Here is a 15,604-nt window from a genome sequence, read left to right as displayed (position 1 = left end):
GATGAGATGCAAGTAGGCAATTCTAAAGTAAAGAAGATTCTGGTTGGTGACAAGGTGATTTATCGCGATTCGGACGGGTGGATTCCACTGGAATTACCAGACGGGGTAAATGGGGTGATTCTCTTTCGGGATAAAGGGGACAATACGGCCGAGCTTACCGGTACTCTTGGATTTGCAACCACATCGCAAACGTATACTACTTATTCCCCAGGGCATCTGGTTTTGACACCACCTCAGGGGTATCAATTTGTAGACACTGATTGGAAGACTGATACCGAAAACAAAAGTAAGATGCGGGTTTATGGTAGCAGATCCACTGGTGGACAAGCAATCATGTATACTGATGCCACCTTGCAATTTAGTGAGGGAAATATCTCCTTCAGCCAAATTTATAACAGCCAAAATGTAAACGGAGCGCATTTGATACTAGCATCATTTAATCGGATAAATACCAACTATTTGGCAAATGCGGAAGAAGACGCATTACCGGCCATTGTAAATATCAAACGAGTATAGGAGGTAACATCATGAAAAATAAGTTAACCCTATTTATCATGTGGGGGGGGTAGAAATACCTACCTAAACCACTTCTCCGGGGGTGGTAGCCTATGACAATATTAGTAGGTAATAAGAGAGTTAAGAAGATCGTTGCTGGTGGGAATGTGTTTGTTTCGAGAGAGGACGTTTGGTTGGAATGCAAGACGGATAATGTTTTCTCTGGAATTCCTATTTTGATGAAATACGATAAAACGACAGGTATTGCATCGTTCTTGGGTGGTCAGTATGCATCGTGGAGTCCAAGCGAGGAGCCATGGCATCATTTACTATTGCAGCTTCCAGAAGGTTTTCACTTTGCATCCGTTGACCCCAAAATTGGAGTTTATCCTGGAGGAAATCCACTTAATTTAGCAACTTTTCCTATCGAGTTGACTAATGGAAAGCTTTTTTCAAATTTTAAGTGGGCATTCGGAACAACCAACACTACGTCAGTTTATCTTTCATTTGGCAGTGTTTCTAGTGTTGTTGCCGGCGCAAAATCATCAGTTTGGCAAACTACCACAGTTGTACCTGATTAGTTATAGAAAGAAAGAGTACAGTTTGATGCAGAAATAACCTTTAACGTTGGTAAGATTAATTAAGGAGGATGATAAACGATGCAAGAGCAAACAATCAAAACGTATTGGAACCTAGACCCCGATAGTGGAGTTTCAATCGCCCAACCGACAGGCGAAGAAACGGAAGGATGGACAGTGCTGTACCTGTTACCAGAAACATTAGAATCCGTGCAGCGGTATTGGAAAAAGTATATCTACACTAATGGCGTCATGAAGCGGACTGTCAACTGGCTACCGGATCTTAGTATTGATCACCTCATCCACCAGAACGAGGTGGCTCAGGAAACGATCCAGCAACTGAAACAGACGGTTGCCATCTTAGGTGGATCGCAAGCACAAACGACTGTGGACGTGAATGGGGTTAAGCAAGATGTTACTGAAGTTAAGACGGCTACCAGCGCTTTAGGTGGTCAGATTGCACAAATGATGGTAGCTCAAACGCCAACTACGGATGCAGAATAGGAGGGTGAATCATGAATTATACAACGATTAAGTTATTTGCTAGTTGGGGTATGCTAACGCCGAACCTTGACTGGTACCGAGAAAATAATTTTCTGACCGACGAACAGTATAAAGATATTTCGGGCACCGACTACAAGCCAGCTGAGGCATAGGGGGGTGCTTTTCTTATGGACAAGAAATTGTACCAGCATTACAAGAAAAATCAATTCTGGTTCTGGTCATCAATCGAAACCTACGCAATCGCGATTGTCTTCATTATCCAAGTGAATTTCTTCGACTTGAAGCCCCCAGCGCGTACGATGCTGGGCGTCTTAGATGATCCGGCATCCATCTTCCTGATTGCAGTGATTGGAACTTTTGCCATGGTCTACTCTATCTGGGATTTTCATTGGTTCTACGCCCGGCCAATTATGATTGGTTGCCTAGTCTTTGTGTGGATGAGTTTCTTTCTTGGATTCCTAGTCCACGATATGGAGCTGGGAGCGTTGATTAGTCCCGGGGCGGTCCTGACTGGTGGGGTGATTTGTCGGATTATCAGCTACGCTTTTACAGGGGATGATTAGTTGAGCGACAAGGTATTTACGGCCATTCTCTCTGCAATCTCCGCTATTGCTGTCGGCTATGTGCCTGTTTGGGTGGCCCGGATTAACGCTGGTAAGCCGCCAACTAAAACTGACGAGATTAAGCGATTAAAGAGAGAGAATGACCGACTTAAGAAGGAAGTAGAAAAATTGAAGAAGCGAGGTGAGTAGCGTGGATTATATCCAGCAACTCAATCTAGGAACGGCGGCTGAACTGGCATTGACCACTTTAGTCGTTTTTGTTTTGACGCAGGCTGTCAAGCAGACCAAGGTGCCTAATCAGTGGATGCCGTGGCTATCGATGGCTCTGGGGACTGTGGTTGGCTTACTGTCAGTCGTTGTGACCGCCGACCATAACTATTTATCAGGAGCTGTTATGGGGCTTCTGGTAGGTGGGTTTACGTCCGGATTGTTTGATGGTTTCAAAGGACTTAATGTGAAGGAGGATGACAAATAATGGGCTATAGCTTGAATCGTAGTTTTGAATTGGCCGCTAATGCTGGTGACAACCGCAAGGCGGTTCTTAAGTACATCGTTGCCCATGATACCGGGAACGATAACAACAAGGGCATCGGGTCGGCCAAAAATGAAGCGTCCTACATGCGCGGACACTGGCAGAACGCCTACACCCACGCAATTGTGGATGACCAGGGTATTTACATTGTTGGGACTCCGGGGTACGTCGCTTATGGTGCTGGGTCACCAGCTAATGAGCGCAGCCCGTTCCAAGTAGAGTTGGCCCACGTTGATAGTCAGAAACGGTTCAATGAATCGTATAAGCGCTATGTGTGGGTGATTCGGTACTACGCTAAGAAATACGGGATCCCACTTACTTTGGACAGTGCCGGTAATGGGGTCAAGACTCATAAGTGGGTGTCCGATAATTTGTGGGGCAACCACCAGGATCCATATGGCTATCTTAAGAAGTGGGGTATCAGTAAGAGCCAGTTTGCCAAGGACTTGAAGAATGGCGTTGGTGGTTCGGCTTCCACACCAGCAAAAAAGGCCACCTATTTGAAGGCAGCCAAGCAAGTTAAAGCTAAGACTAGTGTGACGCGGTACCGAGATAAGGCATTTAAGAAGAAAGAACTGACTTTTAAGCCGGGGACCATCTTTGATATCGCCGGTGTAGTTGGGTATGGGAAGATTACGCGGCTGAAGCTAGGCAATGGACTGTATATCACTAGTAACACTGATTACGTGAAGAAACTTAAGTAACAACGAAGCCATTCTATCTATTGCGGGTAGGATGGCTTTTAATGTTTATTCTTGCTTACTTAGGCTTTGTATGAGTGGAACGGCAACGGATAAAGGTACAACTATGAGAAGTGGAAGAGATAGTTCAAATGGATTAGTGCCTACAGTCTTATTTTGGAGAAACGGCGTAGTGAAGGCTGTAACTGCAGTAATTATAGCGGTTAGCGATCCATTGAACTTTGAAAGAAAGTCAAATCTGATTTCAGTCCATTCTCCAAGCTCTTTATTTTCAAGTGTGTAGTCGGTTTGAACCATTCTAATACTTAAAAGTATTATGAACAGCAACAAGATGCTTGCAGTAAGGCTTTTAAGTATTAATAATTGAAAAGGAATAACGTGATTGTCAATTAGAGCCTTCTTGCCATATTCATCTATTAAGTGATGTAATCCGCAAATGAAAATGGCGCCAGTCGTAACAAGGCTGATGAGAGTTAAAACAAACCAACATACAAGAGAATAAACGAGCTTTTTAAAAAATTTTTTCACCAATATTCACCTCTATAAAAAAACGCACCCCCACAAAATGGAAGGTGCGCACCTCTATAATCCTTGACGCTGTCCTAAAAAGTTCCCTCAAAATCCCCCTCAAATGGGGAGAAATCTATAGTAAACACTAGAATGCGAAATTCTAAGAATGCCGCAATACCAACGTTCAAAGCACCATAGAGCAACCAGGAAAGACCGAAGTCTCTAACGGTTGTAGTATTCAACGATAAGAGAATCGTCGAGTTCTGCATCTAATTCTTCACGTTGAGGGTAGCGGGTAAGGGAACCTTCCAGCTTGTCAGCGTCGAATTGGACGTATTGTGGACGGCCAACAACGGCTTCAACAGCACCCTTGATGATCGTCATGTCCTTAGACTTTTCACGAACTGAGACAACTTGGCCAACTTCGACTTCGTATGAAGGGATGTCAACGCGCTTGCCATCAACCGTGATGTGACCATGGTTAACCAATTGACGAGCTTGGCGACGAGTCGTTGCCAAACCTAAACGGTAAACCACGTTGTCCAGACGACGTTCGAGTAAGATCATGAAGTTGGTACCATGAGTACCTTCCTTGATCTTGCCGGCACGCTTGAACAAGTTGTAGAATTGACGTTCAGTCATGCCGTAAGTGAACCGGAGCTTTTGCTTTTCACGCAATTGCGTACCGTATTCAGATAACTTTTGACGACGACCTTGACCATGATCACCAGGTGCGTAAGGACGACGGTTTAATTCTTTACCAGTGCCGGAAAGGGATACCCCTAAACGACGGGAAATACGCCAGCTTGGGCCAGTGTAACGAGACATAGATAGTTCCTCCAATAAAATATTATTTGGAGTAAAATAAGCTGTTTATAAGTTTAGTATTCGTGCAGATTGCTTTGCAGGTTTCACCGTGTACAGCCGCAGGTTACTTCCTGAACCAATGTCGCGGCAACAATCTGTTGACGAGCTTACCACTTATCGCTGCATTATTTTACACAAACACCAGTATAACCAGAAACACTAGGCATTGTCAACGTGTTTTAACAAAGTCCGGGCGAAATCTTCCAAAACGACCTGGTCTTCGCTGGTGAAGCGCCCTTTGGTTGGCGAGTCGATATCCATGACGCCCAGCTTAGTACCATCACTTAAAGTCAGTGGGACAACAATTTCCGCGTTACTGGCGGAGTCACAGGCGATGTGACCGGCAAAGGCGTGAACGTCGGGAACCAATTGGGTGGTTTGGGTTGCTAAGCCAGTACCACAAACGCCACTCCCATTTTCAATGTGGACACAGGCTACGTTGCCCTGGAAGGGGCCAAGAATCAGGTCATCCGATTCGGGCTGGTATAGGTAGAATCCGGCCCAATTGACGTCCGTCAACGTTTGCTTGAGCAGGGCGGATGCGTTGGATAGATTTGCCACAAGGTTCGTTTCTCCATATAGGAGGGCGTCAAGTTGTGCGGTAATTAAAGGGTTGACACGGTCACTCATGAAAAGGCCTCCATTATTTATCAATTAATTATTCGATTATAGCCAGAAAGGTTAAGAGAATCACGAAAACGTAGTGAAGCCAGTGCGTCACTTATGCTATAATCAAGATTAGATTAAATTATAAAATGAACCGAGTTATTTTACAACTCGTTTAAACGTTGAAATGTGGATGAAGGATGGGGTCAATATGATTGTGCTAATAGGAATCGTCATACTTGCGATCGTTGCGTACGTTGGCTTGCTACTATACCAACAGCGAATTCGGCGGCAAGTCACGACGTTAACTGCTAAGAAAGAAAAGATGGAGGCCATTCCACTAAAGGATGAGCTTCAGCTGGTGGGGCAGCTAAGTCTGACCGGTCAATCGCTTGAAGATTATGAGAATCTACAGGCGGACTTTTCCGAAATCACCGAGAACCGGTTTACCCGAATCGATGAACAATTGGCCCAGCTACTCAGCGATTCGCGCGGGGTAAACCTGATTCAACTGCAACAAAACTTGGGGAAGGTTACCACGTTGATCGACCAGACCGATGACTTGATTAAATCCGTTCAAGAACAGTTGACCCACCTGCAGGAGGTGGACAAGCAACATCGTCAGGCCGTGAAGGAATTGGAACAAAAGTATCAAGAGCTGCGTAAGACGTTGCTTGCCAAGAACTTTGCCTTTGGCCCCAGCATTGATGGGCTTGAGGAGCACCTGAGTGAGTTGGAGGATAACTTTGATACCTTTTCCCGGTTGACGCAAGAGGGTGACCACCAGCGTGCCGCCGAGGTCTTGGATCAGCTGCACGATGACACCGCCGTCTTGGAGGATTTGATCAAGGCCATCCCACCACTGTATAAAGATTTAACGGTTATTTTCCCCGATCAGGTCAAGGAATTACGGGGCGGTTACCAGCAGCTGACGGCCGAGAAGTTCCAATTTGGAGAGCAGAATTTACCGGAGCTCATCAATACGATTGAGGACCATATCAGTGCGAACCTCGATACGTTGGGTGACTTGCGGCCAGACGATGCCAAGATCGTTAACGAGCGGATCGCCAAACAGATTGATAACGTTTATGACTTGATGCAGACGGAAATTGATGCGAAGTCACCGGTCGAAGCCAATCTTGATGGCGTGGCCAAGTTTATTGCCCACGCGCAGAACCAAAGTCACGCGCTGATGACCGAATTGGACCGCCTTAGCCAGAACTACACCCTGGACCACCATGAACTCGAAACGGCTCGGGAGCTCAACGAGCAGTTGCGGGGGATCGATGGCATTTATCAACGTGATGTCCAAGATCTAACGGGGAAAACGGCCACGTTCTCGCGTGTGTTGGAACACCAGAAGCAGCAACAAAAAGATCTGGAACAGATTGAACAACAACAAGCTGATATCTTGAAGAGTGTTGCTGGATTGGCTGACGAAGAACGGCAAGCACGTGATACATTGCAGCAGTTCGACTTCAATTTACATAGCTTACGCCGACAGGTTGAGAATCTAAACCTTCCTGGCATTCCGCAAAACTATTTGGATTATTTCTTTGTCGTCCGGGATGAAGTTGCCCAGTTGGCGACCGACATGGATCAGCCCCAGATTGATATGGAACGTATTACCAAGCAGTTGTTGATTATTCAGACGGATTTGGACACGTTGCAGGAGAAGACGGACGATCTCATCGACAGCGCCGAATTGGCCGAACAACTGTTACAGTATGCGAACCGTTACCAGACCAGTCATGAAAATGTGGCGGCGGCTAGCAAGGAAGCGGCCGATTTGTTTGAACACAAGCATCAATACGCCCAGGCCCTTGAAACCATCGCCACGGTGCTTGATGAGGTGGAGCCGGGGTCCTACAAGCGTTTAGAGGATGCCTATTACCAGAGCAAGGGAAAGGCCAAGCCCAAACGCGAATCGGATGCGGCAAAATAAAGCTTTAACAGGGTCACGATGACGGAATCTTCGTCGTCGTGATTTTTTTGCGCTGTATGTGGGGGTTACGGTCATGATCACTTGAGTGATGGGACGTAAGGTGTCTATTTAATCAGCTTTTCCAGGCGGGGGGCTTGTGGGGAAGAACGATTGTGTTTATAATGAGAAAGAATTTCTATCGGAGTCGAACCAATAGAAAAGAGATAAGAGGGTTCAGTATGATTTATTTTGATAACAGTGCGACCACTAAGGCAGCACCCGAAGTGGTCGATACTTATGCCAAAGTCAGTGCGAATTACTGGGGAAATCCCTCAAGTTTACACAAGTTTGGCGAGCAGGCCTTTAACCTGTTGGAACAATCCCGGCAACAGATTGCCGATCTCGTCGGCGCCAAGCTGAGTGAGATTCTATTTACCAGCGGCGGTACCGAGGGTGATAACTGGGCAATTAAGGGAACGGCCATGGCCAAACGTGAATTTGGGAACCATTTGATTACGACCGAAGTGGAGCATCCCGCCGTTCACAATTCCATGGAACAATTGAAGCAACAGGGCTTTGAGGTTACCTACCTCCCCGTTGACGAACACGGCCGCGTTTCCGCCGATGATCTACGGGCGGCCATCAAACCATCCACGATTCTGGTGTCCACGATGGCGGTCAACAATGAAATCGGTGCGGTACAACCACTCGATGAAATTGCGGCCGTGATGCGTGACTTTCCGCGGATTCACTGGCATATCGATGCCGTACAGGGAATTGGTAAGGGCTTGGCCGACAAGATCTTCAACGACCGCGTGGATTTCGTGACATTCTCCGGGCACAAGTTCCATGCGCCGCGCGGAATTGGCTTCATGTACAAGCGTCAAGGCCGCAAGATTGCGCCGTTGATGGCCGGTGGCGGTCAGGAACGAAATTTACGGTCCGGAACTGAAAATCTGCCCGCCATTGCGGCGATGGCCAAGGCATTGCGCTTGTTGCTAGACGATGAGGCGGCCAAGGTCAAGCGGCAACGTGACATTCGCTTGGCGATCCTGCACCACGTGGAAACCTTCCCGAATGTGACGATTTTCTCCAAGGATTTGCCATACTTCGCGCCACATATCCTGTGCTTTGCGATTGCCGGTGTCCGGGGGGAAACCATCGTGCACGCCTTTGAGGAACACGACATTTTCATCTCGACGACCAGCGCTTGCTCATCGAAGAAGCACGTGGAGTCCAGTACGTTACAGGCCATGAAGGTTGATGATGGTATTGCCACCAGCGCGGTCCGCATCTCTTTAGACGAGCACAATACCATGGCAGAAGCTCAGACGTTCAACCAAGTCTTCGACGAGTTGTACACACAATTTGCCAAGTTGAACTAGCATGAATCACCGACACGATTAAATAATGAAAGGGGTCGCGCAATGGAATACAGTGAAATTATGGTCCGTTACGGCGAGCTGTCGACGAAGGGGAAAAATAAGAAAGACTTTATCAAGCAGTTGGGCCAAAACGTGCGTAAAGCGCTCAGTACCTTTGACGGTATCGAGGTCAAAGCACAACACGACCGCTTGCACGTGACCTTGAACGGCGCGGATTCAGACGCCGTGATGCACCGATTGAAGGGCGTTTTCGGAATCGAAAACTTCTCGCCATCGGTCAAGGTTGAAAAAGATATTGATCAAATCAAGGAAACGGCCGTGGCCATGGTCAAGGAAGCCTTTAAACCGGGCATGACCTTTAAGATCAACACGCGTCGTCAGGACAAGGACTTTCAATACGATACGTACCAGATGAACGAAATTCTGGGAAGTACGATTCTGGAAAATGTTCCCGGACTGACCGTTCAAATGAAGCATCCCGACCTGGAGTTGCGGGTCGAAGTGCGGATGAACGGGGTCTTCCTGTCCGGCGAAACGATTCAAGGTGCCGGCGGATTACCCGTGGGTACCGGCGGCAAGGCCGTGATGATGCTGTCTGGTGGAATTGATTCGCCAGTCGCTTCCTACTATGCCTTACGTCGGGGCGTCAAGATTGATATGATCCACTTCTACAGTCCACCGTACACGTCCGAACAGGCTTTGGCGAAGGCTAAGGAATTGACGGCACGGCTGGCCGGTTACTCGGGTGGGATTCAATTTATCCAGGTGCCATTTGCCAAGATTCAGGAAACCATCAAGGAAAAGGTGCCCGAGGGCTATCTGATGACCGTTCAGCGGCGACTGATGTTGCGGTTGACGGCGGCCATTGCTGAGATGCGTCACGCCAAGGGGATCTTTAATGGTGAATCGTTGGGACAAGTGGCTTCACAGACCCTGGAAAGCATGGCGGCCATCAATGATGTGACGTCCATGCCAATTCTGCGGCCACTGTTGTCCATGGACAAGACGGAAATTATCAAGGTTGCCGAGGACATCGACACCTATGATCTGTCCATCCTGCCATACGAGGACTGTTGTACCATCTTCACGCCACCGGCACCCAAGACGCATCCGAGCTTGGAAAAGTCCCGGAAGTACGAGGGGTACATTGACGTTGACGGGTTGATGAAGGAAGCTTTGGACGGTATTGTCATTTCTGACATTCGCCCTGGCGATAATTACCTGAACCAAAACGAAGATGTTTTTGCCGAATTACTCTAAAACTAAGTATGACGAAGCCCGGGTGGGAGGACTGCCCGGGCTTTTTGCGGACCAATTTTTGATTGAGAATTGGACGCAATTAGGTTATGCTAGTGAAGACAAACTGACCAAAACACGTTTATTTGCGAAAATGAAGTGCCGGTCTGACGGGATTTGTTTAGTGTATTCCCCGTGCATACGGGGGTGATCCCGATGAAATAGAATCAAACACTAACTATTCACTGTATTCCCCGTGCATACGGGGGTGATCCCGCCGCTCTGAACGCCCGCAGCTCCGCCTCAATGTATTCCCCGTGCATACGGGGGTGATCCTGACAGCAAGGATAACACTTCAATCACGCTAAAGTATTCCCCGTGCATACGGGGGTGATCCCGCCTGGTGACATTTTCGCAAGACTCAATAAATGTATTCCCCGTGCATACGGGGGTGATCCTTAAATATTCCTTGGCTGAGTTATAAAAAGACAGTATTCCCCGTGCATACGGGGGTGATCCTGTCAGCTGGACGTCCATTGGACGGCGGAGTGTCGTATTCCCCGTGCATACGGGGGTGATCCTATCTGCTTCTTGCCGTTGTGGAGGCCGTTTACGTATTCCCCGTGCATACGGGGGTGATCCCTCCGGTCGGGTTCTGTACACCCCTGGTCGTTGGTATTCCCCGTGCATACGGGGGTGATCCCAAGGACGGCGACCGCGTCGGCGAACTTTCAAAGTATTCCCCGTGCATACGGGGGTGATCCCGGATAAAAGGTTGCTAACCATTACAGGTTAACGTATTCCCCGTGCATACGGGGGTGATCCTATCCGTCTGAACCACTGGACTGTAGGTGGTAGGTATTCCCCGTGCATACGGGGGTGATCCTAAAAGCCCGGTAATTTAGCTTTACGTGAGAGAGTATTCCCCGTGCATACGGGGGTGATCCCTTCACCACTAGTTTCGGCATTGAGGTAGACGAGTATTCCCCGTGCATACGGGGGTGATCCTGGCGGCGTAGACACTCAACTGCTTTGCGGTATGTATTCCCCGTGCATACGGGGGTGATCCTAAACGTGGCTAATGCTGATATATACTTTATTGGTATTCCCCGTGCATACGGGGGTGATCCTTACGTCAAGGACAACTCGGTGAGCTTGGCTGCTGTATTCCCCGTGCATACGGGGGTGATCCCACGCAATTGCCACGTAAAGAACTCCGTTTTCCGTATTCCCCGTGCATACGGGGGTGATCCTAGGAATCAAAACTTAGTGGGCAAGCGTTTTGGGTATTCCCCGTGCATACGGGGGTGATCCCAGAAGAAACCAGTCATTAATGGCTGGAGAATCGTATTCCCCGTGCATACGGGGGTGATCCCTCATGGGATTCGGTGATTCCCTTTGAACCACTGTATTCCCCGTGCATACGGGGGTGATCCTCGGTATGAGCTTCAGTTGCGTACGGGTAAAGCGTATTCCCCGTACACACGGGGGTTGAGTCTGTGCCATTTCATTGGTCTAGACGGGGTATCTTTCATATACTGAAGTGACAACATGAGATTGGGTTATCCACATAAAAACAGGGGACACACTTAAAAGAGGGCGTGAACTAATGAAGTTTGAACCATTTAGTGAAAATGATTCCTTAGGTTGTGTTACGGTGACCGTAAGCTTGGTGGTTACTGTTTTCCTGATTTACCTGTTTATTGGTACACTTTCACAATTCTTCTAGGAAAAATGAGTTTGCGCACAAGCGAGAGTATTCCCGTGTTTGTGGGGAAATCATAAAATATACTGCATCTTAGCGCCATCTCTACAAGGGCAGGGAGAGTATCCCAGAGTTTTTCACGTTTTTATGGCAAAACACTTGTCATTGCCCCCGGAGTTGCGCGATAATTGAAATAACAATCGGTATAGCACCGATGTATATTTTGAAGGGGTTGATCTGCGTGGAAGTCACACGACTCGGCGATACATTTTCCTTATCTGGTACGTTACCAGAAGTAGGGGATCAGTTACCAAAGTTTAAAGTATTTGATCAGAACAATGTCAAAGTTAAGACGGCTAATTTAATTGGAAAAGTCACTTTGATTAGTGTTGTCCCGGATCTTGAAACGCCGGTTTGCACGTTACAGACGCGAAAATTCACCCAACAGGCGGATCACTATCCAGCCGCTCGGTTTGCGACGATTTCAAATAACTCAATCGCAGAACAAACTGGCTGGTGTGCCGCTCAAGGCGTTGAAAATATCGACTTGTTGTCGGACGAAGAGTTATCGTTTGGCTATGAGATGGGCCTATACGTTCCGAACTTGGGGAACTTGGCGCGGTCAATCTGGATCATTGATGACACGGGTAAGATTGTTTACCGGCAAGTTGTGACGGAACAATCCGACGAACCAAACTACTTGGAAGCCATCGAAGCTTTGGAAAAACTCGTCCCACGTGTTGACCTTTAACTCAAAATTGAGTAGACTATGTGAAAGTAGCGTTGAACAAGTCAGTAACGTCAGTGAATTGTGAAGAGAGCCGGAAGTGCTGGGACCCGGTGAATGTACTGACGTGAAAGTAGCTTGCGAGCTGCCGGGCTGAACCAATAGTAAGCTCGGACCGGAGCACTCTCCGTTAACAAAGAAGTTAAGTGGGGCATAAACGCCCAATTTAGGTGGTACCGCGAAGACTCTTCGTCCTAATTTTTTAGGATGGCGAGTCTTTTTTTGATGCCAGCGCCAGTTAACTTGGTTGGTGTGCATCACGGACCCGTATCAGGCCGTCCGTGAAGCACCAGCGTTGTGTGACCGTTAGAATCAGAAAGTAGAAAGGAATTGATTAATTTGGCAGATAAGCAAACCGATATGCCAACCAAGTATGATCCCACCGCCGTTGAAGCGGGTCGGTACCAAACTTGGCTAGACGAAGATGTTTTTAAACCCAGTGGCGACAAGAAAGCCACACCTTATTCAATTGTGTTACCGCCACCGAACGTCACGGGGAAGTTACATTTAGGCCACGCCTGGGACACGACGTTACAAGACATGATCATTCGGCAAAAGCGGATGCAGGGCTTCGACACGCTCTGGGTTCCGGGGATGGATCACGCCGGGATTGCCACGCAGGCTAAGGTGGAAGCCCGGCTACGTGAACAAGGCATTACCCGCTACGACCTCGGTCGCGAAAAGTTCGTGGACAAGGTTTGGGAATGGAAGGATGAATACGCTGCCACCATTCACAAGCAGTGGGCCAAGATGGGCCTATCCATGGACTACTCCCGCGAACGGTTTACGTTAGACGATGGGTTATCCGACGCCGTCAAGAAGGTCTTCGTTTCCCTCTACAAGAAGGGCCTGATTTACCGGGGCGAATACATCATCAATTGGGACCCACAAGCGCGGACCGCGTTATCCGACATCGAAGTTATTCACAAGGACGACAAAGGGGCCTTCTATCATGTGAAATACCCATTTGCCAATCCAGACGATACCTTCAATGGCAAGCATTACATTGAGATTGCGACGACGCGTCCCGAAACCATGATGGGTGATACGGCCGTGGCTGTTAACCCGGATGATGACCGGTACAAGGCCTTGGTTGGCAAGAAGGTCATCTTACCATTGGCTAACCGTGAGATTCCAATCATTGCCGACCAATACGTCGACATTAACTTCGGAACAGGGATGGTGAAGATTACGCCAGCCCACGACCCGAACGACTTCTTAGTCGGGAATCGTCACAATTTGGAACGGATCAACACCATGAACGAAGATGCCTCGATGAACGATCGGGCGGGCAAATACGCCGGCATGGACCGATTCGACGCGCGGAAAGCCATGGTGGCGGACCTGGACGACCAAGGCCTGCTGATCAAGGTTGATCCGATCGTCCACTCCGTTGGCCACTCAGAACGGACGGGTGTTCAGGTTGAAGCTCGGCTGTCTACGCAATGGTTCGTGAAGATGAAGCCACTGGCTGAAGCCGCCATCAAGAACCAAGAGGGCGACGATGCCGTTGACTTTGTCCCGAAGCGGTTTGAAAGTACCTTTACGCAATGGATGGAAAACGTTCATGACTGGGTTATCTCGCGGCAACTATGGTGGGGCCACCGGATTCCAGCTTGGTACAACAAGAAGACCGGCGAAGTCTACGTTAACGAAGAAGCACCGAAGGATATCGAAAACTGGGAACAGGATCCCGATGTCTTGGATACCTGGTTCTCCAGTGCCTTATGGCCATTCTCAACCATGGGCTGGCCCAACGAAGACAGTGCTGACTTTAAACGCTACTTCCCAACCGACACGTTAGTCACCGGTTACGACATCATCTTCTTCTGGGTTTCTCGGATGATCTTCCAAAGCCTTGAATTTACCGGGAAACGGCCATTTAAGCACGTGCTGTTACACGGCTTGATTCGTGCCGAAGACGGTCGCAAGATGAGTAAATCACTGGGCAATGGGATTGATCCGATGGACGTCATCGACAAGTACGGTGCCGATGCCTTACGGTGGTTCCTGTCCACGGGGTCGACAGCCGGTCAAGATGTTCGGTTCAGTTACGACAAGATGGACGCGGCTTGGAACTTCATCAACAAGATCTGGAATGCTAGTCGTTTCGTGATCATGAACTTGGGCGAAAACACCCAACCCGTTGTTCCGGCAGCCGATAAATGGGACCTGACCGACAAGTGGATTCTGAGTCGCTTGAACGGCACGGTCAAGCACGTCACTGAAATGTTTGATAAGTTTGAATTCGGTGAAGCCGGCCGTTCCCTCTACAACTTCATCTGGAACGACTTCTGTGATTGGTACATCGAAATGAGTAAGGAAGTCTTGACGGGTGATGATGCGGCCGCTAAAGCGACTAAGCAAGACCTACTGGCGTACGTGTTGGATCAAACCCTGCGTTTGTTACAACCAATCATGCCATTCGTGACGGAAGCCATTTGGCAAGCCATGCCTCACGACGGCCAGTCATTAGTCACGGCGGCTTATCCGGTTGCGCATGCGGAATTTGACAATGCCGCGGCGGAAAGCGATATGACCAGTCTGATTGACCTGATTAAGGCCGTTCGGAACATCCGGGCCGAAGCCAATGCCCCAATGTCAACGCCAATTGACCTTCAGATTAAGACCAGCGATGCTAACTTACAACGGGTCTTTGAGACCAACCGTGACTACATCGACCGGTTCGTTCACCCGAAGAACTTCGAGATTGGTGCCGATGTGACGGCACCTAAGCTGGCGATGACGTCCGTGATCAGCGGGGCTGAAGTGTCCGTCCCACTGGCCGAATTGGTCGACTTGAATGACGAAGCCGCACGCTTGGACAAAGAAGTGGCCAAGTACACGGCCGAAGTCCAGCGGGCCGTTAAGAAGTTAGGCAACGAACGCTTTGTGGCCAACGCGCCGGAAGACGTGGTTAACGCCGAACGCGAGAAGCAAGCGGATAACCAAAAGAAGCTGGAAGCCACGCAACAACGCTTAGCAGACATCAAGGCACAGCTCTAAGCCGTGTGTGTAAGTTGCTAGTCTGCTAGGGTGTAGTCAGCAAGGGCTAATTCAAGCACAATTAAAATGAGGATCACCATTCCGAAACGGGGATGGTGATTTTTTTGGCTCTTTGTCAACTGTTGTTGGTAATCTGCTGTATAGGGTTGCCTAATCGCATTGTGATTAGGCAACCTTTTTGATTCCGAATACTAGATGAATCCTT

The 15,604-nt window shown here is 48.5% G+C and carries 16 protein-coding genes, 1 CRISPR repeat array and 1 other annotated feature; of the genes, 13 read left to right on the top strand and 3 right to left on the bottom strand.

From position 1 onward, the window contains the following. The first annotated feature begins 6 nt into the window (after positions 1-6). The 8 genes from HEQ50_RS01480 (at position 7) to HEQ50_RS01445 (ending at position 3,376) form a co-directional block, all read left to right on the top strand. Positions 7-516 (top strand): hypothetical protein, encoded by a 510-nt coding sequence (locus tag HEQ50_RS01480; protein WP_168898696.1) that lies wholly within the window; start codon positions 7-9, stop codon positions 514-516. Positions 517-608: 92 nt separating this feature from the next. After that, positions 609-1,076, top strand: coding sequence for a hypothetical protein (locus HEQ50_RS01475; protein ID WP_168898695.1), 468 nt, complete (start codon positions 609-611; stop codon positions 1,074-1,076). Positions 1,077-1,154: 78 nt separating this feature from the next. Then, positions 1,155-1,577 (top strand): hypothetical protein, encoded by a 423-nt coding sequence (locus HEQ50_RS01470; protein ID WP_168898694.1) that lies wholly within the window; start codon positions 1,155-1,157, stop codon positions 1,575-1,577. Between the two features lie 11 nt (positions 1,578-1,588). Further along, positions 1,589-1,729: a hypothetical protein gene (locus HEQ50_RS01465; RefSeq protein ID WP_168898693.1), complete on the top strand. Its 141-nt coding sequence runs from the start codon at positions 1,589-1,591 to the stop codon at positions 1,727-1,729. Positions 1,730-1,744: 15 nt separating this feature from the next. Further along, positions 1,745-2,140 (top strand): hypothetical protein, encoded by a 396-nt coding sequence (locus HEQ50_RS01460; RefSeq protein ID WP_168898692.1) that lies wholly within the window; start codon positions 1,745-1,747, stop codon positions 2,138-2,140. Next, the gene (locus tag HEQ50_RS01455; protein ID WP_125575301.1) at positions 2,141-2,329 is read left to right on the top strand and encodes a hypothetical protein; all 189 of its coding nucleotides are present in this window, start codon (positions 2,141-2,143) and stop codon (positions 2,327-2,329) included. A gap of 1 nt (position 2,330) precedes the next feature. Further along, positions 2,331-2,615: a holin gene (locus HEQ50_RS01450; RefSeq protein ID WP_334427292.1), complete on the top strand. Its 285-nt coding sequence runs from the start codon at positions 2,331-2,333 to the stop codon at positions 2,613-2,615. Next, a complete protein-coding gene (locus tag HEQ50_RS01445; RefSeq protein ID WP_168898690.1) occupies positions 2,615-3,376 on the top strand; it encodes an N-acetylmuramoyl-L-alanine amidase in 762 nt (253 codons plus the stop codon). The genes HEQ50_RS01450 and HEQ50_RS01445 overlap by 1 nt, the downstream gene beginning before the upstream one ends. Before the next feature lie 45 nt (positions 3,377-3,421). On the opposite strand, the gene HEQ50_RS01440 is transcribed toward HEQ50_RS01445, so the two are convergent. From HEQ50_RS01440 to HEQ50_RS01430, 3 genes are all read right to left on the bottom strand, one after another. After that, positions 3,422-3,901: a hypothetical protein gene (locus tag HEQ50_RS01440; RefSeq protein WP_168898689.1), complete on the bottom strand. Its 480-nt coding sequence runs from the start codon at positions 3,899-3,901 to the stop codon at positions 3,422-3,424. Between the two features lie 204 nt (positions 3,902-4,105). Further along, on the bottom strand, positions 4,106-4,711 hold the full coding sequence (gene rpsD / locus HEQ50_RS01435) for a 30S ribosomal protein S4 (RefSeq protein WP_168898688.1): 606 nt from the start codon (positions 4,709-4,711) through the stop codon (positions 4,106-4,108). 198 nt (positions 4,712-4,909) lie between these two features. Then, positions 4,910-5,380 carry a GAF domain-containing protein gene (locus tag HEQ50_RS01430; RefSeq protein WP_168898687.1) on the bottom strand — a complete coding sequence of 157 codons (471 nt, stop codon included), beginning with the start codon at positions 5,378-5,380 and terminating at the stop codon, positions 4,910-4,912. A gap of 187 nt (positions 5,381-5,567) precedes the next feature. Between HEQ50_RS01430 and ezrA the strand changes: the two genes are divergently transcribed. The 5 genes from ezrA to HEQ50_RS01405 all read left to right on the top strand — a co-directional run bounded on the left by ezrA (position 5,568) and on the right by HEQ50_RS01405 (position 15,399). Continuing rightward, the gene (gene ezrA, locus HEQ50_RS01425) at positions 5,568-7,301 is read left to right on the top strand and encodes a septation ring formation regulator EzrA (RefSeq protein ID WP_168898686.1); all 1,734 of its coding nucleotides are present in this window, start codon (positions 5,568-5,570) and stop codon (positions 7,299-7,301) included. Between the two features lie 218 nt (positions 7,302-7,519). After that, on the top strand, positions 7,520-8,665 hold the full coding sequence (locus HEQ50_RS01420; RefSeq protein WP_168898685.1) for a cysteine desulfurase family protein: 1,146 nt from the start codon (positions 7,520-7,522) through the stop codon (positions 8,663-8,665). 42 nt (positions 8,666-8,707) lie between these two features. Beyond that, on the top strand, positions 8,708-9,925 hold the full coding sequence (gene thiI / locus HEQ50_RS01415) for a tRNA uracil 4-sulfurtransferase ThiI (RefSeq protein ID WP_168898684.1): 1,218 nt from the start codon (positions 8,708-8,710) through the stop codon (positions 9,923-9,925). A 162-nt stretch (positions 9,926-10,087) separates the two neighbouring features. Continuing rightward, a CRISPR array of direct repeats spans positions 10,088-11,398; the repeat unit is 28 nt; unit sequence GTATTCCCCGTGCATACGGGGGTGATCC. A 449-nt stretch (positions 11,399-11,847) separates the two neighbouring features. Then, on the top strand, positions 11,848-12,357 hold the full coding sequence (locus tag HEQ50_RS01410) for a peroxiredoxin (protein ID WP_168898683.1): 510 nt from the start codon (positions 11,848-11,850) through the stop codon (positions 12,355-12,357). A 23-nt stretch (positions 12,358-12,380) separates the two neighbouring features. Further along, positions 12,381-12,593, top strand: a binding site (T-box leader). Positions 12,594-12,753: 160 nt separating this feature from the next. Further along, the gene (locus tag HEQ50_RS01405) at positions 12,754-15,399 is read left to right on the top strand and encodes a valine--tRNA ligase (RefSeq protein WP_168898819.1); all 2,646 of its coding nucleotides are present in this window, start codon (positions 12,754-12,756) and stop codon (positions 15,397-15,399) included. Positions 15,400-15,604 lie beyond the last annotated feature (205 nt).

This window comes from Lactobacillus sp. HBUAS51381 (assembly GCF_012641095.1).
Classification (GTDB): Bacteria; Bacillota; Bacilli; order Lactobacillales; family Lactobacillaceae; genus Levilactobacillus.
Note: the sequence above shows the minus strand (reverse complement) of the source record. Positions and strands in the feature narration are given on the sequence as shown.